Source organism: Rhodopirellula sp. UH5 (assembly GCF_056839225.1).
On record NZ_CM166390.1, the window covers coordinates 6,915,869 to 6,938,033 of the forward strand.

Here is a 22,165-nt window from a genome sequence, read left to right on the forward strand (position 1 = left end):
CGATGGATGAGTGGACCGCGCACGCGAGAGTCCGGGGTTTCCGAGTATCACCAACAAATGTGGCTCGGCATGGGCGGCGTGGTGTCAAAATCGGATCAAACGATTGTCGAACACGGCAAGGACCGGTTGCCTGAGGCAAGAACGGAGGGTTATGCCGGTAAAATCGGATCGCCTTACCGTACCAAGTCAACCGAGAAGCTGGTCGGTGCCGCAACCGGTAGCAGCGGAGCGAATTGGGCTCGTTGAGATGTTTTCGGTTTCCGAACGGGTACCAAACCAGTCCCAGAAAGGCGTCCACGGTTCCTGTGTCGGCAGGAGTTGTCAGGTTGGTTTCGCCGTGCATTGCCAAGGAATCGTTCAGTGGTGCCAAGAAGTCAGCGACGAAAACAACCGCATCGTCATGAGCAGGTGCAGCTCGAAAGGCGGCGCTGGCTTCGCCGTATTCGTCCACCAGTCCCAGCCAGATGGTGCCCTGGACCCCGGTTTCAAAGAGACGTCGTCGGAAGATTGATCCTTGATTGATCCTTGATTGGTCGTTCTCGAAGTGACCGGATTCCCATTGAAAGTCGCTTCGTCATCAAACACGCGCGAACGTCCTGTGAATCCGATTTGGTGGATTGAGCGGAGGATGTTGCCATGCGACTCGTGCAATCTCATTGGGTTGCCAAGGTCTTCAACCAAGTGACTTTGATCCGGACGACATCGAGGTTCCCGCGATCAGACGTGCACCAGTGAGGGCTGCGAAATCGTCCAAGTATCGATTGGGCATCTCCGAACGGCATCTCGGGAACACACGGAGCGGTTCATACCGCTCCGATGCCGAGACCAGTCCGGTCGCATCTCGGACTCCGCTCAATAGCGGAAAACGGCGGCCAGCGGGTGAGTGGAAGAATTGTCCTGCAGCCGACGGACCGTTCCGCCTGACTTCAGGGTATGACGAACGGCAGTGTTGAGCAGATCGTTCCCTTCCTCATCGAGAGTGACCTGGTGGCTGGTTGCATCGCATCGTCCAAGGATTGGTTGGTCTTGTCCGAGCAGCAAGGTGTCCACTCGGCCCTCCGTGGCAGCCAGCACCACCTCCTTCAAGTCATCGGAACCTTGGTTGTCCGCCATCGCCGAGCCCAATCGGTTCACAATCACGTCGTCGTTGTGTTGATTGTGCTCTTTTGCAAAAGCGGTGATGCGTGCGTCCAGTTGGGAGTCCGTCAATCCATCTGGACTGACATGAATGCACTGGGCCAGTTCAAGCGATTCGGTTGCTGCATCAAAGTGGCCAGCCACCTCTTCCGTTGCGATCACAACGAGTTGTTGGTCGGTGTTGTAGAGACGTTTCGAGACGTGCTCACCGACACGAGAGAGGTACGCACGTCGATCCGCCTTGATTTTGTCTTCCCCGTTGCCATGCCCGTGGTACATCACGGTTTCAGAACCGCCACCTCCGAAGGATTCGTGCGACGAATACTGAAGTTGCTTTTCAGGGTCGCGAGCGGTCACCAACTCGTCCATCGTCAGCGGGAAGATTTCGTCTTCGATCTCCATCGTCGTGTGACCATTGGATCGGAACAAACGAGCACGCTCCCAAGAGAGAGCCAGTGTCATCAGGTTTGTTTCGCCGCATGCGACGCTGGCGATCGGGCGCACGTTGAACTCCGGGCCGATCGAGACGGACTCCCCGGGGTCATGGCTCAACAAGACTCGCTCTTCGAAATTCTCGCTGACGTAGATCGCCAACCCAGCGGCTTGATGTTGCCAGAACGTTGAGTTGCGAGAAAGATTTGCCAGTTCTTCCAGTTTGGGAAGCAGCGGGCTGTTCTGCTTGCGCGCTTCATCGGATGCCTGTCGGACCAAGTTTCTGAACCGAATGGAGTTCTGGTTGGTGTCGCGACCTGACTGGTAGGTGCCCATCAAAATGGAAACGCATTCCCCCTGTTCGTGCTCCAAGAGTTCAATCAGTTGCGGTTTGGTTGGAAAAGCGATCACAGTCGACGTCCTTTCTTTCTGGCAGTGAAGTGGTTCAATCGTCTAGCGAAGCAAGCCGCAAATTCAATGCCGGCTGACGAGCTCGAGAGCGACTGCCCAGCGAGCGACCAGCCATCACGTTCCCTTCGCCTTGTATTTTGCGCTGATGGCAAGTTGGATTGCAGTTCCCGAGTCTCTTTCTTCCCGCGGATTTGGTCCCAGCCGATCAATCTGGCATGCCGGAACCAGTGTGCATGTGCTGTGAACAGGCAACATGGATGATTCGCGGTCGTTTGGCGGAATGGAGCGAGTGGTTGGACTGGCCGTTGGGCACCGTCCGTGTCGACGAAGTCGCTTGTTTGGGGCGTTGAGTGACAACTGCGGTTTCCTGGCACGATTCCTGCATACCCGTCACTCGCTCGTTTTGAGCTTCCTCCCCAAACCACTGACCGTTTGGCTTACGATGCAATGGAGCCCACCAGGCACTTTGTTGTCTCAGCTGCCGCAGTGGGCGAACGAAGGGTGAAGCCAAACTCGAGTCTCGTCTCCCCGCTCGATCTAGCCAAACAAAGGACTTTTCCATGTCTCGTTCACGCAAATTGCAACCTCATGTTGATGGCAGCCTGCTGAAAAATGCTCGTGGCCTTGTCGTTTCATCTTCGCCAACGCAATCATCGCGAAGTTGGCGGCGATCCACTCTGGCGGCGTTCCTGGTGGCAGGCATGGCAACCGCTGGGCTCGATAACGTTTCCGCGCAAGATTCGCGTGCCGTCGAGCGAGTCGATACGCAACGGAACCTCTCGGGGCTCGAAAAGAGCGAGACCAATCGTATCAGCGACTGGGGATTGGCCGGCGTGATTTGGAGTGACGCGAGCTTGGTTCGCAAGCTTGCCTCCGAATCCGTTCAACGCACGAAGGACCCGCAACAGGTTGCTGAGTTTGAGCAATTGGTGCGGCAGTCGACCGAGGTGATTCAGTCCTTGGAATCGTTTGGCTGGAAATTGCGTGGGCAACAGGCTGAGCAATCGGGCAATCCTGTGACGGAATCGTCGCAAGTCAATTCCGAACGACATCAAGCGGGATCGCAACAGCAATCCCCCGAGCGTCACTCGGAGGAGCCGTTGCCGGATCCAAAGGAAGTCGGGGAACAGCTCGCCGAAGAGTTGCGACGGACACGTCCACCCAAGGCGTCAGCGACCGAAAGTGTCGATCGATCAGAAGACCAACAAACCGTTCAATCCAATGGATTGGAACGATTCGATACCGAGACTCCCGCCGGCGTGGATGATCCCGGCAGCGATGATGAATGGACTGCCGCCCGTCCCCCGATCGATGTCGATAATTACCGGGTGGATGACTACGTCGATGAGACGCCTGCGGAAGAGGCCAACATGGCCGATGCCGTGGAAGACGGAGTGGAGGGTGCCATTGCTTCGGCTGCGGGCCGACTCGGCACCGGACGCGACTTGGGTGCCCGAATCAGTGAACGTGAAATCCAAACGCTTTCGGCAACGCTGCCCTATTCCGATGACTCCATCTATGACGCGGACGATTACGACCCAGACCGAGACTACCGGGTCGACAATCCATTGGCTGCTAACCCAGACGCCGAAACCGGTGCGGACCTGGGGGATCGCGACGATGACATCAGTCGACGTGCCGATCCGAAGGTGATCGACGGGGAAGACGAAATGATCGCTGAGTTGGCAACTCCAGAACTGCAGCGGAAGACACCCGCAATGCAGCGTCGTTCGAACTACCAAAGGTTCACCACAGAAGAAACCGTTCAGGAACGTGACGCCCAATGGGTGCAGTTCCAGTTGGATTCAAATGAGTTGGTGCTGACGCGTCACACCACCTTGGGAAATCTGCAGCAGAGAACCAGGGATGCGGTCATGAAGCTGAAGTCCAACGCGAGTGTCGCATGGGACACCACCGAGAACGAGCAACTCAAATCCGTTCTCAAAGTCATCAGCAAGTTCTGATCGAGTTCGGAGTGATCCACCTGGATTGTCCTCCTCCTCAACCGAATTCTTGGCGAATCCGGCTACGGGTGGGGGCGGAGGCAATTCCAGCCGCGCATAAAAAAAGCCCAGCTGAAACAGCTGGGCTTTTTTTGAAGCGACGCGGACGGGAATCGAACCCGCAACCTCCGGATCGACAGTCCGGGGCTCTAACCAATTGAGCTACCGCGCCTCGCAGAGGGAGATCAAAGCGTTCAAAAAACGACTTTCAATCTTCTTCCAAGGCTCACAGTGAAAGGAAGAGACTCTCATCTCCGCTGTGATGGGGTGGAGTATATCTATGCTCGGTTTGCTTGCAAGGCCGGTCTGAGGGGTCGCCGAAAATTTTGTTCGGTACCCTCTCTTCGGTGTCGTTTTGTGCCGGTTTTAGCGATCGAGCCTTGCGGGAATCTCGCATCTGAGGGTTTCTGCTTCGCAGTCCAGGGAACTGTCCGACGACTCAAGCTCCTCGAACTAGGTTTGGTAACACGTCTCCCGTGAAACACATGCAATCGAGAGTTCCGCCATGGACGCTTTCCTGCTCGCCTTTTCAATCGTCGATTACTTCTGGGACTGTTGGTGGGAGTTCAAACTTTACTTCCTTCACCTGACAAAATTCCAGTGGATGCTGCTTTCCACCGCATCCGTTTTGAGTGGATTCCTCTGCTTACGCGGTGACAAATTCCGAATTTAAACGGATTGTCTCATCCAACGATCGACTTCGAAAAGCGACCACCCATTTGAATCAGCGAAGCCGCCGACCTGTTCGACGAGCTTCGTTTTTTCGTAGACTCAGAGCATTGCTCGGGAAACAAGTGTTGCGTGCCATTGGTGCACCGCACCCGAGGGGCCTTCCTGGCAAAGGTGCCAGGGGCTGACTTCCCGAATGCTCCCTACGCGAGTAATTCGCGAACGACGCGAGCTTCTTCCACGCCCGTCAAACGCTGGTCCAGCCCTTGGAACGGGTAGGTGAATCGTTCGTGATCGATTCCCATCTGATTCAGAATCGTGGCGTTCAGATCGCGGATGTGAACTCCGTCGCGAACAATGTTGTAGCTGAACTCGTCCGTCTCACCGTGCACCACGCCTTGCTTGATTCCGGCGCCGGCCATCCAGATCGAGAAACACTTCGGGTGGTGGTCTCGGCCATAGTTGGTTTTGGTCAACGCACCTTGGCAATAAATGGTGCGGCCAAATTCGCCGCCCCAGACCACCAATGTGTCATCGAGCAGTCCGCGTTGTTTCAGGTCGGTGAGCAGGCCCGCGGAAGGTTGGTCGGTGTCGCGGCATTGGTTGGGCAGATCCTTCGGCAAGGCCCCGTGTTGGTCCCAGCCGCGATGGAAAATTTGAGTGAAGCGAACACCCCGCTCGGCCATCCGGCGTGCCATCAAGCAACAGTTCGCAAAGGTGCCGGGGTTGGTGACGTCGGGACCGTAGAGATCGAGCACGTGTTGCGGTTCATCGCTCAAGTCGGTGAGTTCAGGAACGCTGGTTTGCATCTTGAACGCCATTTCGTACTGTGCGATCCGGGCTTCGGTTTCAGGATCATGCCAGCGGTCGAGCGTGTTGCGATTGAGTTCTTCCAGTGTGTCGAGCATCCGACGTCTGACACCGGGATCGATGCCGGCGGGGTTGGAAAGATAGAGCACGGGATCACCTGCACTTCGCAGTGCGACGCCTTGGTACTTGCTGGGCAGGTACCCGCTTCCCCAGAGGCGGTTGTAAAGCGCTTGGGCTTGTTTGCGCCCGGTCCATGACGCGGTCATCACCAGGAACGCAGGCAGGTCTTCGTTTTCGGTCCCCAGCCCGTAGCTCAGCCACGATCCCAAGGACGCTTTGCCGGGCAACTGATTGCCGGTGCAGATGTAAGTGATCGCGGGATCGTGATTGATCGCCTCGGTGTACATCGATTTGACCAGGGCGATCTCGTCGACCTTCTTGGCCATGTGCGGGATCAGTTCGCTGGCCATCGTGCCGTTGGCACCGTGCGGGCTGAATTGATAAATGCTCGGTGCGATCGGAAAGCGGGACTGGCCGCTCGTCATCGTCGTCAAGCGTTGTCCCTGCCGAATGGATTCGGGCAAGTCTTTGTCAAACCAATCGGCCATCTGTGGTTTGTGATCCCACATGTCCATTTGGCTGGGGGCACCCGACATGAACAAGTAGATGGCTCGTTTGGCGGCCGGTTCGTGGTGTGGCAATCCAGGTTGCCCGGGGACGCCGGTGCCTGAGGGGCCGGCGGGAGGCGCGTCCAGCGAAACTGGTTGGCTGTCGACGGCGCGAGCCATCCCTGGCATCGAGGCCAGGGCGGCGGCACCGAGTCCCGCCGCGGCGCTTGAAAACAACGACCGGCGGGTCAGGTGTTGCATGCGTTGCTGCAGGACGGACGACATCAATGGTGATTGCGTCAGCGAGTTCCAGTCTTCGCAGGGAAATTCAGAGCGACTCATTTGCAAACCACCTCGTCCAGGTTCAAAAGGGTGTTCATCACGACGGTCCATGCGGCCAATTCAGGATCGGGGGCTCCGACCAACAGCCGGGCTTCCTCGAGTTGGACCGAATAGTGTTCGGTTAAATCCGCCAACAAGCGTTCGAGCGACCGCAGTTCGTTGGTTTCGATCGGCCGGAGGGTCACGCGTTGGAAAGCCGACTGAAGTCGCTTGCGTGAGATCGCTTCCCAGTCCGATGGATCGGGAGTCGGCGAGGCGGTGATCTCGTCCGCCATGGCTCGAGCTGCCGCCACCGCTTGCGTTTCATTGAGCAACAGCAAGGCTTGCATGGGCGTGTTGGTTCGTTCGCGACGCGCGGTGCAGGATTCGCGACTGGGGGCGTCGAAGGTCGACATCACGGCCGGGGCGCTGGTCCGTTTCCAAAACGTGTAGACGCTCCGGCGAACCGTTTTTTCGCCTTCGTCGGGCACAAAGTTGGCCGTGTCACTGTCTGTGTAACCCACCGCTTCCCAAAGCCCAGCGGGCTGAGGTGGTTTGACGCTCGGTCCACCTCGCGTGGTGACCAGCAACCCGGAAACAGAAAGCATTTGATCGCGGAGCGTTTCCGCATCCAGTCGAAATCTCGGGCCACGTGCGAAGTAGCGATTGCTGGGGTCCACCGCCAGCATTTGGCTGGTCGCTGTCGCGTCACGGCGATAAGTCTCGGTCATCACCAATCGCTTCATCATCTCCTTCACGTCCCATCCGCTCTCGCGAAAATCGATTGCCAATTCATCTAGCAATTCAGGGTGCGAAGGCAGGTGCCCTTGGCTACCGAAGTCTTCACTGCTTTTGACCAAACCATGCCCAAACAGTTGTTGCCAAAATCGATTGACGGCAACGCGCGCGGTCAGCGGATGGTCCTCGCGAAGCAACCACTGGGATAGTCCCAAACGGTCGTTGGGAGCACCTTCGGGGAATTCAGGCAGGAAGCCAGGCACAGCTCGCTCCACCTTTTCACCGGGAGAATCATACAGCCCACGTTCCAAGATGAACGCGTCACGCGGGGTGGCCGTTTCTTTCCAAACCAACGTCGTGGGGATTTGGCCTTTGATCTTGTCTTGCATCGCCCGCATGCCGTCACGCATGTCATTGAGCGCGATCCAGCGGGGGTGATCACAAACCACTTCGCGGTAGAACGCTCGCGCGGCTCGCCAATCCAAACTCGGCGACTCTTCGTTGTCAGTTGGGGCGGGTAGAGAGGCCAATCGTTCCGTCAACGGTTCGGCAAACTGCACGCTGGGCGAGTCGATTGCAAACGTCAATGTCGCAGGCCCGCTGCGGTTGACGTGTCGGATGAACAAGTGATTGTCACCCTTTTTCAACGCCAGGGTGTGACGGTTGCTCAGAGGTTGGAACTCGTTGTCTTTGCGTTTGCCGAGTTTTTGTTTGGCGATTTCTTTGCCGTTGAGGAACAGGACGCTGCCCTCGTCCGTGCCCAGCATCAACTCAACCGATTGATCCGATGGCGAACGGATGAGTTGATGAACCACCGACACGCTCGGTGAGTCATCCAGGGTGGGCAATTCGTTGGCAAGAATCGAAACGATGTCCGCACGAGGTTGCCATTGATGTTCGCTGTCTTCGAGCGTGATTGCTTGGGTGGGATCCAATTTGTTTTGGTCCTCGCCTGCGAAAGTTTCGTTCAGGCCCTTGCCAACGTTCTCGATGGGAAGCGGGCCGATCAAATGCGATTCACCCAAGACGATTCGCTGGTCCGCTGGCACTTGGTTCGCGGAAGAATGCAGTGAGAGAGCAACCTTGCGAAGCATGTGAGAAACGTGCACGGACTCGTAGTGCAGCGAAACTCGGATTTGGCCGCTCTCGTTTTCTGAGACGGGGACTTCGGTAGCGGGGATCACGAACCAAGCCGTCCGGTCGCCCGTCGCTTCGTGACCGCCGACAGCCCAACCGGTGGTGGCATCGATCTTTCCGTCGATCGCTTTGTCCACTGTGAAACTGTCGCTGTCTTGCGCTCGCGTGGCGGTTGCCGAACGGATTGGGATTTCGACCCAGTCTGATTGATCGTCGGGGCGAGTTTCAATTTTGATCTCGCTGAGCACTGCGTTCTGGTTGGACGCCGTGCCAACGCGTGGATGTTCTTCATCAGTGATCGCGTGCAATTGCAGCATTTGCCATGTGCCCGCTGGCAGAGGCGAGACAATTTGCATCACTTCTTTGGCCGGCGGCGTGCCGTCCCATTCGACGGTGCCATCCTCGTTCTGTTTGAATTTGCCTTTGTTCTTCGTGGTGACTTCCGCGGGCATCAGATTCGCGTGAACCGATTCTTCGGTCGATGCCAGCGATTGTTGCCATTGAAGTTGAGCGGCATCCACTTCCAGGAGTGGACCTGCCATTTCTCGATCCAGGTCGGCGATGTCGGATGCGATTTGCGACAGTTCAGCCGATTGTTCTTCGGAGGGAACACGGATCACAGGGGCATGATCTTTCTTGTTGCCGTCCATCGCTCGCCCGTCCAGCGAATTGAAGAATGCCGACAGCGCGAAGTAATCTTTTTGGGAGATCGGGTCGAATTTGTGGTCGTGACAGACGGAGCATCCAGTGGTCAATCCAAGGAAAATCGTGCCGAACGAATCGGTGCGATCGATGACGTTGCGAGCGAAGACTTCGTCGTAGATGGAACCACCTTCGTTGGTCGTCACATTCAGCCGATTGAAACCGCTGGCGATCTTGTTGCTCAGTGATTCCGCTTCGTCGGTTTCGGGCAACAAATCGCCCGCGAGTTGCCGTGTGATGAATTGATCAAACGACAGGTTTTGATTGAAGGCATCGATCACCCAGTCGCGATACGGCCACATTTCGCGGTAGTTGTCCAGGTGCAAGCCGTGGGTGTCGCCATAACGGACCAGGTCCAACCAAAACCGAGCCATGTGTTCGCCGTAGTCAGGCGAAGCGAGCAGTTCCTCGATGTAATTTTCGTAGGCTTCCGGGGATGGATCAGCGACAAAAGCCTCGACTCGTTCCAGGGTCGGAGGCAATCCGGTCAGGTCGAGCGAAGCGCGGCGGGCAAGGGTCCTGCGATCGGCGGTTCCTGCCGAGGACAGTCCCATGGATTGCAGTTCGACATCGATCCATTGGTCAATTCGATCTCTGCCAGCTGCTTCGTCGTCTTGGTCGATGTTCGAGGGCAGTTCGTGACGGCGAGGTGGCGTGAACGCCCAGTGCGAGGCGTAAACGGCTCCTTCGGAGACCCATTGCTTGAGCAGTTTGATTTGCTCGGGCGACAACGGTTTGTGGAAATCCGTTGGCGGCATGATCATGTCGGAATCGTCGGTTGAGACCCGCTCGATCAGCAAGCTTTCCTGCCAGTCATCTTGATCGATGATATCCGCGATTCCTTCGGCCGAATCCAATCGCACCCCGGCTTTTCGGTCGTGCTCGTCCGGTCCATGGCAGGCGAAGCAATTGTCCGAGAGAATTGGACGAATGTCGCGGCCGAAATCGATCTTGGCGGGTTGGGTTGGTTCGTCGGCCAACACGGAGCTTGCGAGGAACAGCGTGGCAGCGATCCATCCAAAGGTGCGACAGGACGCGAAGACGTTCCAGATCATCGAGGAACCCAGGCAGGAGGAAGGTTGGGTGGGCGGGATGATCTATCTTACTACCAACGCCACCATGCTCCAAACCAATAGACTTGGAGCATGATGGAATGGTTTTCGTGATGATTCACCTCGACGAGTCGGGCAGCACGCAAGGAAACGCCCTCGTGGACCTCCAAGGGCTTCATTCGAAGCGGTCCCGAGTCCGTGTGTATCTCGGACCACCCATTCGACCGATCGTGAAAATTCTTTCAGGATCTGGCAATCCATTCGTGCCAGTCACGGAATCTGCGACGTAGAAAGAAACGATGCGACCGACAACCAAGTTGGCACCTCCCCGCCCGGGCCCCAATTGCATGGAGGTCAACATTTCACATTCCATCGCGGCGACAACATCGGCCACGCGAGGCACATCGACTTTGACTGAAGGTGCCTTTTGCAGACCGGTCAAGACGAATTCGTCTTCATCGGGCCGCACGTCCGCCGCCGTTTCTTTCATGGATTCCGCAAATTCCTCCGTGACCACGTTCACCACGAACTGGCCGTTCGCGCGAACATTGGCGAGCGTGTCCTTGGCGGTTCCGTCCAATCGATTGACCGGACAGAACATCACCGTCGGCGGGTTGGCACCCACACCGCCAAAGAAACTGTACGGAGCAAGGTTCGCGACACCGTCGGGTGAAAGAGTCGAAACCCAGGCAATCGGCCGAGGTGTGATCAGCGCGACCATGGATTCATAGACCGAGCTGATGGAAACATCATTGGGGTCGATGATCATGTGTCGCTCAATTGTTGGGTCAGAAGCGACTGCAGTTCCGGTGTGGCCGACACGCAGAACTTGGGGTTCCAATCATCAAATTCCGCGCCGCCATAGCCTTCCAAGACGGCACCTGATTCACGAGCGATGACGGTTCCGGCAGCGGAATCCCAGGCCGCGACGTTGGTGGCCCAGTACCCATCGAGTCGTCCATCAGCGACGTAGCACATGTTGAGGGCGCACGAACCCAAGCGTCGCAACGAACGACACTTTTCGAGCACCTTCACGAACCGAGTGACCTCGGGGGAATCCGCCGTCACGCCCGCTCGAAAGCTGCAGGCAACCAGGCTTTCGTCCATCGCCGTGCATCCGCTGGCGGACATTTTTTGCCCGTTGCAATGGGCGCCTTGTCCATCGATTGCGGTGAACATTTCATCTCGCGTGGGATCGTAGATCACACCCAGTCGCATTTTGCCAGCGGCGTACAGTCCGATGGAAACCGCAAAGCTCTGCAGTCGATGAACGAAGTTGATCGTTCCATCCAGCGGGTCCACGACCCAGCACGGGGGAGCGTCTGGATCCCCAGCACGGACGTTGGCGGGCGGATCGTTTTCACCCTCTTCTTCGCCAACAAATGCGTATTCCGGGTAGGCCTGGGTCAGCATTTCGCGGATCGCTTTTTGCGATGCGAGATCAGCGTCGGTGACAAGGTCTTTGGGAGCTTTCTCGCTCACGACGCGATCAATGCGTCGTGACATCAATTCAGCGGCTCCGGCGCGCGCCGCGTCAACGGCCAGCCTCAAATGGGCATTGTCCATGAAGTCTGTCTTGGGGTTGGTTGGAGGCGGTCCGAAAGGTCGGAAGCCGTCAGTCGTTTTCCAACCGGCGAAGCTCTTCCAACCACAAACGAATGTCATTGTCGTATTCTGTCGACATATTGCCAATGATGAGCTGGCGATGGAATGCCGCTGCACCCTGTTCCACGTGTTCTGCTGCTTCAGCGCTAATGAATCGCAGGGTTGGATCGGGGGCAATCAGTCCGCGTAAAAAATTCATCAACAACGCGTTCCGCAGAACTTCCTCGGGCAGAATCCGTTCCAGATTCATTGGCAGTTCGCGTTTGGCTTGCAGCAATTCGCCCAGGTTTTTGGTGTTGTTGAAAGGGTTGAACCCGGACAACAGTTCCACCAACACGTAGCCGACGCTGGCCAAGTCGCTGCGGGGCGTTGCATCGAGGTTGTCGAGCACTTCCGGAGCAGCATACAACGGCGTGCATTCGCGATCCTTGGGTGGGTTGCGATAATCGATTGACGATCCCATGTCGATCAGTTTCGCGTGCCCACTGCGTTTCAGCATGATGTTGGCGGGTTTGACATCCCCGTGAACGATGCCGTCGCGGTGCAGCGCCGCCAAAGCAGCCAAGCATTCGCGAACGATGGCGACGGCGACGCCGGGTTTGAAACGAGATTGCTCGGGGCCTTCGGTGATGATCACATCGTTGATGTATTTCCACCGCTTGGGCGTGATGTGATCACGCAGCAATTCCAGGCACTTCGGCATGACCAGTTGCCGGAGATCGTATCCGTCGACCCATTCCATCAGCATCACGCGGATGCGATCGCGTTCAAAAAAGTTTTGAACGTCGAGCAGATTGTCGTGCTGGATCAGAGCGATCCGAGCGGCGATCGAGGCGATTCGTTGCATCGCTTCGTCGTACGACCGAGCGTCCGGGAATCGCTCGGGCGAGAAGATCTTCATGGCAACGGGAACGGTGAATCCGTCGGTGCCTCGGTGCTCGGTCAAGTAGACCTCGCCTTGTCCGCCACGGCCCAACATCCGGCGAAGGTTGTAGTGGCCGGTCCAGTTCATCTTACGACGACGCGTCAGTTCATCGTAACGCGATACCAATTTAGGATCGCATTGGCTGGATTGCTCTCCGAGATAAGTGATCGTCGGAACAGGTTCGTAGCGTGTGGTTGCAGGCATACCATTCTTAACCGTCGCGGCGGCTTCCATGTCACCAAACGTAAACCAGCAACTGACAGGTGGGTTGCTGGGACGCTTTACATTAAGCGTCAAAGTCTATCTTGACTCAGGATTGCAGTTTCGTCGAACGCTAAAAAATAACAGGGGGGGTGAATGTACCGATCATGGTGATCGTAGGGTCTACTTTCCCAACAGAATCATGGCTGCACCCACTAGGATGCCCGCCACACAAAATGCTTTTCGACGAAGATTCACCTCACCCAATCGTGATGCGCCCAATACTAACGCGACAACGACGCTGCATCTCCGCAGCGTCGAAATGACAGAAACCAAGGCTTCGGGGTTCGCCATCGCGGTGAAATAGACCATGTCCGCCGCCAATAGCAGAGGGCTGATGCACCAAACCGCCGTTCGGAACTCGAATTGAGACGCAGCCCGAGTGTGGATGGTTCCCTTTGAGAAAGGGGCCCCGGGGGAGTGTTTTGTCTCCTCCTTTTCAGAATTTTTTAGGGAATTCAATTCCGCCGAGAGATTGCCGGCATTTGAGCCCACCGGGGCGGTCGGAGAAATTTCTTCTGAGGGTGTTGCCTTCCCACGCTGGAAGATCCACCAATGCAGAGCCAGGGGTGTCATCACAGGAAGCATGTAAATCGTGAACCAGGCCTGAACCGTCGCGGGACTGTAACGGCCTCCTTGAAGCAGGTATTTGTCGTAAATCGAGCTGAAGGAGCCCAGCAGCGTGGCCAACAACATGCAGCCGACCCAGCGATTGGTCGCAAAGCCGATGCCTTCGGATTTGCCCAGCGTGGAGAACAGCCAAAACGAAGCGACCACGATTGCGATGCCGGTCCACTGCAGGTGGGTCGGCCTTTCGCCCAGAACACCAATTGCGATGGCAATCGTCCACACCGGACTGGTCGACCGGATCGGCGCGGCAATGGACAGCGGCAAATGTTTGAGCGCGAACAATGCCAGAGTCCACGAGGCTCCGACCAGCACGCTTTTGGCCAGGAGTTTGCCATGGTCGGTCCAGGTCAGAGGCTGAACATTGAGAAACTCAATTGGAAAGGCGTCGCCCGCAAATTGTTGGACGATCAACAACGGGCCCCAAATGGACGTGGCGACACAGGCGCTGGCGAACAGAACCATCGGCACAGCGTTGTCGCGAGCCGCCAGCTTTTTTGCCAGGTCATAGACCCCGAGCAAAGCAGCGGACACCAAGGACATCAGCATCCATTCCATGGGTGGATGTTTGCCTAGCGGGTTTGTTGGCCGGCGTAGCGAATGCCTCGCACGATCGCATCTCGAACATCGGACGTGCTGGCTCGCCGAGCCACTTCCATGTTGACACTCCATTCTGGACGCAAGCGGCGATCGAACACGGTCATGCCACGCGTCAGGTCGCCGTTGACTTCCACGTCGCCAGCCATCTCATCCCACTGGAACATCTCGGGTTCGATGACGGAGATCAACGTGGTGGCGTCTTGCAATGGAATGACTTCGCGACCCAGTTTTTGGTGCGAGACACGGAATTTGTAGGGCAAGATTTTGTGGAGCAAGGCTCCCGCACGCGTGCTGATGGGCGGCAGCTTTTCGAGCAAGTCCACCCCAAAGGTGACCGCGTCGGTCACATCCAATGGAACCAAACTCTTGGTCGTCGCCGAAGCCAGGACTTGTTTGGCGCTGGAGGGATCAAAGAAGAAGTTCATCTCGGACACCGCGGTCGCGTTGCCGCAATGCGAGACCGCTCCCCCGCTGATGATGACCTTGTCGATCAAGGGCAGGACGGCCGGGTCCATTCTGCAAAGACGTGCCAGGTTGGTCAGCGGTCCCAAGCAGACGATCGTGATTTCGTCTGGATGCCGGCGAATCAAGTCGGCCATCAACTTGTCACTGGAATGATCGTTTTGACGAGTTGCGGAAGGAAAGTTGAAACCCCCTAAACCATCTGGCCCGTTCAGATGACTGTCGTCCTGCATCGGTGGATCACTGGGCGCGATCGCTGTTCCCAGTTGCGGGTACCGGGCAGGGTCCAACAGGGTGACGATTCCCATTGCATTGATGTTCGCCTGAGCGGCGTCGACAGTTCCCGCGGTCGGTGTGATCGCGACAACGTCGAGTCGAGGATCAAACAGAGCCATCGTCAAAGCAATGGCGTCGTCGATTCCAGGGTCGCAGTCGATGATGATCTTTCTAGCCATAACAATCAGTCTAGGATCTTCCAGGTGGCCGGGCGAGACCCTGGCCGGATTCTCTCTGCAAATCGCGTCGGAGCGGAGTGGGAATGGGTACGATGAGGCAACGTGGGAAAAATCTTTTCCACTGCCGAGTCTCACTCACCAGATTGGTACCGGAGTTCTCACGTGTTTCCGGCGGAGACGCGCCCAATCAATCGTGAAGAAATCCAGCGTCGTGTGCAAAGGCTCAGGGAGTGACGCCGGTTTCTCTGGAATCAGGCTGGCTCGCTTCGAATCGTGGCGGCAGACTACACTTGGGCATTCCCTCCCAAGTCGCGTTGCGAAAGCACGCTTTGATGCTCTTGTTTTGCCAGGCTGATGACTGATTTTTCGACTGATCCTTCGCTCACCTTTTCGGATGCCATTGACCACGCTCGCGGTGGCAATGATTTGTCGGCGGAGCAAACCGGTGCCTTGATCGATGCGATGCTGCAAGGTGCGGCAAACGAAGATGCGGTCGGCCAACTTTTGCTGGCGCTGCGTGACAAGGGCGAGGCGGTCAGCGAACTGGTCGGGGCGGCCCGAGCGATGCGGAAGCACATGACTCGAATTGATCATGACCACGACGTGTTGCTGGACACGTGTGGCACCGGCGGCAGCGGATCGGGGACCTTCAATATTTCCACTGCGGTTGCGATCTTGGCTTCCGCATGTGGCGTCGCGGTGGCCAAACATGGCAATCGCCGCGCGACCAGCAAGACGGGGTCGGCGGATGTGCTGGAATGCTTGGGTGTCAAAATTGAATCCGAACCCGATCAGGTATCGCGCCGCCTCAACGATGTCGGCATCTGTTTTTGTTTCGCGGCCAAGTTGCACCCGGCGATGCGGCACGTGGTGTCGGTTCGTCGCCAGCTTGCTGTGCCGACACTGTTCAACTTGCTCGGACCGCTTTGCAATCCCGCTGGTGCGACGCATCAATTGCTCGGAACCGCGGCTCCTGAGACTCAAGCCAAGATTGCAGCGGCGCTCGCGGAACTGGACACGCAGCGGAGCTATGTCTTGCACGCCGAAGATGGGCAAGACGAAGTGTCGCTCGACGGTGCAACCTCGTGCATCGAAGTGGCCTCCGGCACTCAGCAGAACCACACTTGGACGCCGGCTGATTTTGGTTTGACCCCCGTGCATCAAAACGCTCTGGCCGCTGCCGACCCGTCGGAATCAGCCGAGATCATTCGCAGCCTCTTCACTGGCAGTCCCGGGCCGCAACGCGACACGGTGCTGGCAGGTTGTGCCGCGGCTCTGTGTCTCGTTGGGCGAGCCTCGTCTCTCGCGGAAGGCGTGCAATTGGCAGCGGACGCGATCGATTCCGGTGCGGCCCAAGACAAGCTGCGCCAACTCGCTGAGTGAAACGGCGGTTGGCTCGCTGGGCCAATGCTATTCCGGATAGCCGTCTTCGCGAATCGTTTGAAGCAGTGATTTCATTCGCTCGACCACTTCGGGATGTTCACCGGCGACGTTGTCTCGTTGGCCGATGTCGACCGACAAGTCGTACAGTTCATGCGGTTGCTTGTCGTCCGCGGGGATCTGGCGGCGAGATTCCCAGCCCTTGTTTCGCCCACTGACGTAGCCGCTTTTGGCATCGATCAACAACCACTTGCCGTCTCGCAACGCGTATTCATCAACGCGAGTGTTTTGTACCAGCGATTGACGATGAGTTTGCCGGGAGTCTTTCAAGAGCGGTATCAAACTGCGTGAGTCTTTGGCTTGTCCATCCGGGATTGAATGACCGAGCATTTCCGCCATGGTCGCGAACACGTCGACCTGTGATACCAATGCGTCGCAAGTTGCTCCCGCGGCGGTGAGGCCTGGCCAATGAACGACAAATGGGACGTGGTGGCCGCCTTCGTAGAGATCGCGTTTCAATCCACGGAAAGGGTGCGACGACCAGTGGTCGAATTTTTCGTCGCGAACGTAAGCGTATTTCTCGGGCCCGTTGTCGGCGGAGAAAATCACGATCGTGTTCTCGCTTTGGCCCGATTCTTTCAACGCACGAAGCAGTTTGCCGCAGGCATCATCGGTTTCGCAGACGTAGTCGCCGTAGGGGCCCGCGCCGGATCGTCCATCGAACTCGTCGTTGGGGATGATCGGAGCGTGGGGCGCTGGGAACGCAAAGTACAGAAAGAACGGTTGGTCGGTTTCACTCTGTGAGCGGATGAACTGCACACCACGTTCGGTGGTGGTCGGGATGTTTTGATACGGATCCCAGTCCGATGTCATGGGACCGGGACGGCATTCCCAGTTGCCTTCTTTGATCGGTTTCCACTTCGAGGTGTCCATGATCGTGTCGGGAGCTTTCACGACCTTGTCGTCTTCGATCCAGCAGTACGGAGGGAAGTTGATCACGGTGTCGCCGAAGTAAGAATCGAATCCGTGAGCCAGGGGGCCGTCCGGAATTGATTGGGACCAATCAAACGCTTCGGGGCCCCAGCCCTTTTTTCGGCCGTTGCCAAACGGTTTGGCGTCGGGTTTTTTGATCGCGTCCCAGTCCCATCCCAGGTGCCACTTTCCAATCGCAGCGGTTTGGTAACCGTGTTGTTGAAACATCTCGGCCAGCGTCAGTTGTTCGGGTTCAAAAACGGATTGGCCAAACGCATTGACGATGCCATGGAAGTCACGCCAGTGATGGCGGCCGGTCAGCAACGCGTATCGGCTGGGCGTGCAGATTCCCGAGGACGAATGACCGTCGGTGAAACGCATGCCCTGGCGAGCCAATTGATCCAGATGAGGCGTGGGTATTTTTGAGTCGGCGTTCTGCACATTCAGGTCGCCGTAACCGAGGTCGTCGGCATACAGAATCAGGACGTTCGGATGCGGTTTTGTCTCCGCCAGCGACGAGGAAACACCCAGGACCGAGCCCAGGAAAACGAGAAACAGGCGGGCCAATGGGAATCGCAAAGTGGACTGGAGACGCATGGAAGTTATCGCCGCAAAAGTGCAGTTTTGTTGTGAAAAGCTGCTACTCTATCTGGGCCGACCACAGCTGTGGTCTTCACCCACCAAGAAAACTCCCTCCTGTTTGAAACATCATGATTGCAAGTTGGTTCCGAAAGGTTTGGTTCCGCCTCGTTTCGCCAGCGTTTTGCCTGAGCGTTTTTGCCGCTTTATTCGTTGGAAGCCAGGCCTTCGCTGCTGAAAATGCCCCGGATGCTTCCGCGAAAGCCACGGTTGCGTCCGGAAATGCCTCGGATTCCCCGATGAACGTGGTCGTTCTGTACGCCGATGATTGGCGTCACGACACGCTGGGGGTCGCTGGCAATCCGGTGGTGCAGACGCCGACGCTGGATGCGTTGGCGGGTGAGGGAATGCGATTCACTCAGAACTGTGTGACGACGTCGATCTGTGGAGTCAGTCGAGCTTGTTTGTTCACCGGGCAATGGATGTCGTCGCATGGTTGCGATGGCTTCAAGCCTTTCGAAACACCTTGGCAACAAACCTATCCTGGTGTCTTGCGAGACAGCGGGTACTACGTCGGGCACGTTGGCAAATGGCACAACGGAAAATTCCCTGGTGAGAAATTCGATTTTGGCCGTTCTTATTACGGCAGGCACTGGTTCAAGATGCCCGATGGATCAAAGGTTCATGTCACGCAGCGAAATGAAAACGATGCCCTGGAGTTCCTCGGCAATCGCCCCAAGGATCAGCCCTTTTGTTTGACCGTGGCCTTCTTTGCGACGCACGCCGAGGATGGACATCCGCAGCAGTTCTTGCCGCAACCTGAAAGCATGCAGCTCTATCAGGACGTTGAGATTCCTGTGCCGGCCAATGCGACGGACGAGTCCTTTCATCGCTTGCCGAAATTCGTCGCCAATGAAGGCAACGAGGGACGCAATCGCTATCACTGGCGTTTCGACACGCCGGAGAAGTATCAGATCATGATGAAGAACTACTACCGACTGGCGACGGAAGTCGACTCGACCTGTGGCCGGATTTTGAAAGAGCTGGAAGAGCAGGGCGTGCTCGACAACACGTTGGTCATCTTCACCACCGACAACGGTTACTACCACGCGGAGCATGGGTTGGCGGACAAATGGTACCCCCACCAAGAAAGCATTCGCGTGCCGTTGATCATTCGCGACCCGCGGATGTCAGCGGACAAACATGGTTCGACCAATGATGATTTCACGTTGAGTGTTGATTTGGCTCCGACGATTCTGAATGCCGTTGGTGCGGACGTGCCCGATTCCATGCAGGGCCGCGATATGTCGGTTTTGTATGGTGCCAGCGACGCCGAGCAAGGCGATTGGCGTGACGAGTTCTTTTACGAGCACCCCACGATTCGCGACAAGAATTTCATTCCGACCTCGGAAGCCTTGGTGCAAAAAGACTGGAAGTATTTCTACTGGCCTGAATTCGATCGCGAGCAGTTGTTCCACATTGCGGAAGACCCGCATGAGGAAAATGATTTGGTCAGCGATCCCGCTCATGCCGATCGGCTGGCGGCCATGCGGGCTCGGTTCCAAGAACTGAAACGCGAAGCGGCGTCCAAGTCGAACGGCTGACGCTGATTTCCGAACGAAGAAGTCCCAAGAAAATCGATTCTGATTCGTTGTGCTGTTGGCGTTTCGCTGCTTGCCTCGGTTTAGAATCGAGGTGGGGTGTGTTGGCGCTCGCCGACGCGGTCCGGGCTTCTCTACGACTCTTCTGGAAATCAGTCATGTATGGCTTCTTTGGGAAGCGAGCCCTGTTGGGTTCGTGGATGTGTCTTGTTGCGTTTCCGCTGTCGGCTCAAGAGTTGAATGAGCGACCTCCCAAACGATCGGTCGAAAGACCGGCCGAGCAAGAGATTCCAAAGCTCGAATTGTCGCTTCGGTCGGTCACGCTGCATGCCGCCGGGAAAGGCTGGTTCGAGTATCGCGGCACGATCCGTGGTCCCGGTGTCTTCCGTGTGGAGGTGGGCGAATTTGAACTGAACGAAGCGGTTCGGGTGTCGCGCATTCTGGACCCCTCGGCGGCGAGTGAGATTCGAATGGTGTCGCCGCCGGACCCGGTGCAACCCACCAAGACACTGCCGAATACACGGACGCTGGGTGATCTGTTGGTGTCGATGAAAGGCCAACGCATCGTCGCGACGGAGCATTCGGGCAAGAAGGTCGAAGGCACGCTGGTCGCAGTGGAGCAACGCACTGAGATCGTCGATGAGCAACGACTCGAGCGTGAAGTCATGACGGTGTTGACCGGAACGGGCCTGAGTTCGATGTGGGTGGATGACTTCGCTTCGATTGATGCCTTGGACCAGGGCTTTCAGTCACGATTGCGGGAGGCGTTGGAGCAGGAGTCCCGCCCGGCGGAATTGGCCACCCATGCGGTCGAGTTTCGGTTCGGGGATGGCCCGGAACGAGAGGTCACGGTTGGTCTGATGCGTTCGGTCCCGATGTGGAAAGTCAGCTACCGGATCGAAGGCGATCAGCTGATTCATCGCAGCATCGTTGAAAACACTTCGGGGATTGATTGGGAAGGCGTCGAGTTGAGCTTGATCGACGGCAGCCCTGTCCTGTTCACGATGGATTTACGCTCGGTCCTGCGAGCCAGATTGGAATCACTGCAACGCCCATCAAGACAAGTTGCAATGGCGCCACGGTTCAGCGAATCGTTGGGACGAGCCTATGACGACCTCGATTTCGCAGGACCAGGGATCCCCGAAGAGACGATCGGTATGGATGGTGGCATGGACATGATGGGAATGGACATGGGAATGGACATGGGAATGGACATGGGAGGTGGCATGGGAGGTGGCATGGGAGGTGGCGCGTTTGGAGCAATGCCGGGTCGTGCCAGCGGCAACGCATCGGTGGATTTGTTCGCAAGCGACTCCGGTTACGGGGATTCGCTGAATCAGGTGTTGAACGAAACCACGGACGCCCCCGCCGGCAGCACCTTGGAGTTGCAGTTTGAATCGGTTGGTTTGGAGAACGGCAAGACGGCTTTGTTGGACACGCTGATCGATCCGGTGTCGGTCAACGACGTGTCCGTTTATCGCCAGTCCTATCATCCAACGGCAACGCTGTTGTGCCTCGAGATCGTAAACAACACTCCCGCACTGCTACCGTCGGGCCCCGGCAGTGTTTTGGCTGGCGAGCAAATGCGATCGATCCTCGGCGAGTTTGTGCTTCCCGACTTGGCACCGTCTGTCAAACGATTGGTGGGTTATGCGATGGATGGTGGCGTTCGCGTCACGACGCATCCAGTCGAAACCACCTCCGAGCAGCAATCGATTCAGATTGACCCGAAGTTGCATCTGATCACGATCCAGAGCCGGCATCAACGCGAGACGCAGTACGACATTTTGAACCGTTCAGGAGATGATCGAACCGTGATCTTGGAGATCCCTTTGCCACCGGCACCGTACGAGTGGCAGGCGTTGGAAGACCAGGACATCGAGATTGAGAAAACGGACGCGTGGCACCGACTGAGAGTCAATCTGCCGGATGGTGCATCTCGCGAAATCGTGACCACGGAACAGCATACAGCGGACGACCCCAATCGCTGGGGTGAGATCTCCTTGGGCACCCTGGAACGGTGGGTCGCCGAAGCCAAGTGGGAGAAAGGGCAACTCGAAATGCTGCAAAGCATTTTGGGAAATCGACGTGAACTCAACGACACCGACCGCACGTTGGAAGGGTTGCTGAATCTGCGAAAACACTTGGTGGCGGAATTGGAACGGGTGTCGAATCAGTTGACTCGCCAACGCGGCAGCAGTGCGTTCCCACGGGAAGTGATCCAGCGTTATCAAACGGAGTTGCTCAAACTTGAAAACCGGATGGCTCAGTGTGAGCAACGCATGCAAGAGCTTGCGAAGCAGCGGCGAGAGTTGGTCGATGAGCTTGGCATGGACCGCGACCTGCCATCCTCGCTGTCTGAATTAACGGGGTTGGTTGTCGACACCGAGTTAATCCCTGATGGCATGTCAAACGTGTTGCCATCCGAGTCGACCACGCCTGCCACGGGCGGGAGCGACGACCCATTTAGCAGGTAGGCAGGAACGATTGGGTTCATCCCGTGAGCCGTTGGGGCGTTCGCCCCGGTTGTGCGTGGGAACCGTGGCGAACGCCAAGCGGCTCACATACCCGATGACACCTGCCTGCTTAGCGGTGCTGCGCAAGTCGGCCGGTGAGGAACCGGAGGGCTCGCGCCCTTCCGCTACGTCACTTGTTGTTCACGCGGTTTTTCGAAGCAC

At 57.0% G+C, this 22,165-nt stretch carries 16 protein-coding genes and 1 tRNA gene; 7 read left to right on the forward strand and 10 right to left on the reverse strand.

Annotation, left to right across the window (positions count from 1 at the left end):
* Positions 1-6: 6 nt before the first annotated feature.
* Entirely contained in the window at positions 7-246 is a 240-nt protein-coding gene (locus UH5x_RS24800) for a hypothetical protein (protein WP_482634019.1), read from the forward strand.
* Positions 247-852: 606 nt separating this feature from the next.
* Here UH5x_RS24800 and UH5x_RS24805 read toward each other — a convergent pair.
* Positions 853-1,980: a baeRF3 domain-containing protein gene (locus UH5x_RS24805; protein ID WP_482634020.1), complete on the reverse strand. Its 1,128-nt coding sequence runs from the start codon at positions 1,978-1,980 to the stop codon at positions 853-855.
* 215 nt (positions 1,981-2,195) lie between these two features.
* Here UH5x_RS24805 and UH5x_RS24810 point away from each other — a divergent pair, with 215 nt between their 5' ends.
* The gene (locus tag UH5x_RS24810) at positions 2,196-2,330 is read left to right on the forward strand and encodes a hypothetical protein (protein ID WP_482634021.1); all 135 of its coding nucleotides are present in this window, start codon (positions 2,196-2,198) and stop codon (positions 2,328-2,330) included.
* A 351-nt stretch (positions 2,331-2,681) separates the two neighbouring features.
* Complete coding sequence (locus tag UH5x_RS24815; protein ID WP_482636071.1) at positions 2,682-3,944, forward strand: hypothetical protein; 1,263 nt, start codon at positions 2,682-2,684, stop codon at positions 3,942-3,944.
* Between the two features lie 137 nt (positions 3,945-4,081).
* Here UH5x_RS24815 and UH5x_RS24820 read toward each other — a convergent pair.
* Positions 4,082-4,155 (reverse strand) — tRNA-Asp (locus UH5x_RS24820).
* A 333-nt stretch (positions 4,156-4,488) separates the two neighbouring features.
* Between UH5x_RS24820 and UH5x_RS24825 the strand changes: the two genes are divergently transcribed.
* Entirely contained in the window at positions 4,489-4,656 is a 168-nt protein-coding gene (locus UH5x_RS24825) for a hypothetical protein (protein ID WP_173442681.1), read from the forward strand.
* A 199-nt stretch (positions 4,657-4,855) separates the two neighbouring features.
* Here UH5x_RS24825 and UH5x_RS24830 read toward each other — a convergent pair whose 3' ends face one another.
* The 7 genes from UH5x_RS24830 to UH5x_RS24860 all read right to left on the reverse strand — a co-directional run bounded on the left by UH5x_RS24830 (position 4,856) and on the right by UH5x_RS24860 (position 14,955).
* Positions 4,856-6,412, reverse strand: a complete 1,557-nt coding sequence (locus tag UH5x_RS24830; protein ID WP_047815189.1) for a DUF1501 domain-containing protein — start codon at positions 6,410-6,412, stop codon at positions 4,856-4,858.
* Positions 6,409-10,023, reverse strand: coding sequence for a PSD1 and planctomycete cytochrome C domain-containing protein (locus UH5x_RS24835; protein WP_482634022.1), 3,615 nt, complete (start codon positions 10,021-10,023; stop codon positions 6,409-6,411). The genes UH5x_RS24830 and UH5x_RS24835 overlap by 4 nt, the downstream gene beginning before the upstream one ends.
* 172 nt (positions 10,024-10,195) lie before the next feature.
* Positions 10,196-10,789, reverse strand: coding sequence for a flavin reductase family protein (locus UH5x_RS24840; RefSeq protein ID WP_047815191.1), 594 nt, complete (start codon positions 10,787-10,789; stop codon positions 10,196-10,198).
* Entirely contained in the window at positions 10,786-11,586 is an 801-nt protein-coding gene (locus tag UH5x_RS24845; RefSeq protein WP_047815192.1) for an inositol monophosphatase family protein, read from the reverse strand. Before UH5x_RS24845 ends, UH5x_RS24840 begins: the two co-directional genes overlap by 4 nt.
* A 49-nt stretch (positions 11,587-11,635) precedes the next feature.
* Positions 11,636-12,754, reverse strand: coding sequence for a serine/threonine-protein kinase (locus tag UH5x_RS24850; protein ID WP_047815268.1), 1,119 nt, complete (start codon positions 12,752-12,754; stop codon positions 11,636-11,638).
* A gap of 180 nt (positions 12,755-12,934) precedes the next feature.
* The gene (locus UH5x_RS24855) at positions 12,935-13,996 is read right to left on the reverse strand and encodes an EamA family transporter (protein ID WP_482634023.1); all 1,062 of its coding nucleotides are present in this window, start codon (positions 13,994-13,996) and stop codon (positions 12,935-12,937) included.
* Positions 13,997-14,010: 14 nt separating this feature from the next.
* Complete coding sequence (locus UH5x_RS24860) at positions 14,011-14,955, reverse strand: nucleoside hydrolase (RefSeq protein WP_047815194.1); 945 nt, start codon at positions 14,953-14,955, stop codon at positions 14,011-14,013.
* 354 nt (positions 14,956-15,309) lie between these two features.
* On the opposite strand from UH5x_RS24860, the gene trpD reads away from it, so the two are divergent.
* The gene (gene trpD / locus UH5x_RS24865) at positions 15,310-16,338 is read left to right on the forward strand and encodes an anthranilate phosphoribosyltransferase (RefSeq protein WP_482634024.1); all 1,029 of its coding nucleotides are present in this window, start codon (positions 15,310-15,312) and stop codon (positions 16,336-16,338) included.
* A gap of 27 nt (positions 16,339-16,365) precedes the next feature.
* Here the strand turns inward: trpD and UH5x_RS24870 are convergent, their stop codons facing one another.
* Entirely contained in the window at positions 16,366-17,904 is a 1,539-nt protein-coding gene (locus UH5x_RS24870; RefSeq protein WP_482634025.1) for a sulfatase family protein, read from the reverse strand.
* 113 nt (positions 17,905-18,017) lie between these two features.
* On the opposite strand from UH5x_RS24870, the gene UH5x_RS24875 reads away from it, so the two are divergent.
* Together UH5x_RS24875 and UH5x_RS24880 are read left to right on the forward strand one after the other, a co-directional pair.
* Positions 18,018-19,490, forward strand: a complete 1,473-nt coding sequence (locus UH5x_RS24875; RefSeq protein WP_482634026.1) for a sulfatase family protein — start codon at positions 18,018-18,020, stop codon at positions 19,488-19,490.
* A 155-nt stretch (positions 19,491-19,645) separates the two neighbouring features.
* Positions 19,646-21,964, forward strand: a complete 2,319-nt coding sequence (locus UH5x_RS24880) for a hypothetical protein (protein WP_482634027.1) — start codon at positions 19,646-19,648, stop codon at positions 21,962-21,964.
* The last annotated feature ends 201 nt before the right edge of the window (positions 21,965-22,165 follow it).

What these genes read in the sequence shown, in the direction of transcription:
- UH5x_RS24800 (WP_482634019.1), top strand. Translation starts at nt 7, where the DNA reads ATGAGTGGACCGCGCACGCGAGAGTCCGGGGTTTCCGAGTATCACCAA.
- UH5x_RS24810 (WP_482634021.1), top strand. Translation starts at nt 2,196, where the DNA reads ATGCCGGAACCAGTGTGCATGTGCTGTGAACAGGCAACATGGATGATT.
- UH5x_RS24815 (WP_482636071.1), top strand. Translation starts at nt 2,682, where the DNA reads ATGGCAACCGCTGGGCTCGATAACGTTTCCGCGCAAGATTCGCGTGCC.
- UH5x_RS24825 (WP_173442681.1), top strand. Translation starts at nt 4,489, where the DNA reads ATGGACGCTTTCCTGCTCGCCTTTTCAATCGTCGATTACTTCTGGGAC.
- UH5x_RS24830 (WP_047815189.1), bottom strand. Translation starts at nt 6,412, where the DNA reads ATGAGTCGCTCTGAATTTCCCTGCGAAGACTGGAACTCGCTGACGCAA.
- UH5x_RS24835 (WP_482634022.1), bottom strand. Translation starts at nt 10,023, where the DNA reads ATGATCTGGAACGTCTTCGCGTCCTGTCGCACCTTTGGATGGATCGCT.
- UH5x_RS24840 (WP_047815191.1), bottom strand. Translation starts at nt 10,789, where the DNA reads ATGATCATCGACCCCAATGATGTTTCCATCAGCTCGGTCTATGAATCC.
- UH5x_RS24845 (WP_047815192.1), bottom strand. Translation starts at nt 11,586, where the DNA reads ATGGACAATGCCCATTTGAGGCTGGCCGTTGACGCGGCGCGCGCCGGA.
- UH5x_RS24850 (WP_047815268.1), bottom strand. Translation starts at nt 12,754, where the DNA reads ATGCCTGCAACCACACGCTACGAACCTGTTCCGACGATCACTTATCTC.
- UH5x_RS24855 (WP_482634023.1), bottom strand. Translation starts at nt 13,996, where the DNA reads ATGGAATGGATGCTGATGTCCTTGGTGTCCGCTGCTTTGCTCGGGGTC.
- UH5x_RS24860 (WP_047815194.1), bottom strand. Translation starts at nt 14,955, where the DNA reads ATGGCTAGAAAGATCATCATCGACTGCGACCCTGGAATCGACGACGCC.
- trpD (WP_482634024.1), top strand. Translation starts at nt 15,310, where the DNA reads ATGACTGATTTTTCGACTGATCCTTCGCTCACCTTTTCGGATGCCATT.
- UH5x_RS24870 (WP_482634025.1), bottom strand. Translation starts at nt 17,904, where the DNA reads ATGCGTCTCCAGTCCACTTTGCGATTCCCATTGGCCCGCCTGTTTCTC.
- UH5x_RS24875 (WP_482634026.1), top strand. Translation starts at nt 18,018, where the DNA reads ATGATTGCAAGTTGGTTCCGAAAGGTTTGGTTCCGCCTCGTTTCGCCA.
- UH5x_RS24880 (WP_482634027.1), top strand. Translation starts at nt 19,646, where the DNA reads ATGTATGGCTTCTTTGGGAAGCGAGCCCTGTTGGGTTCGTGGATGTGT.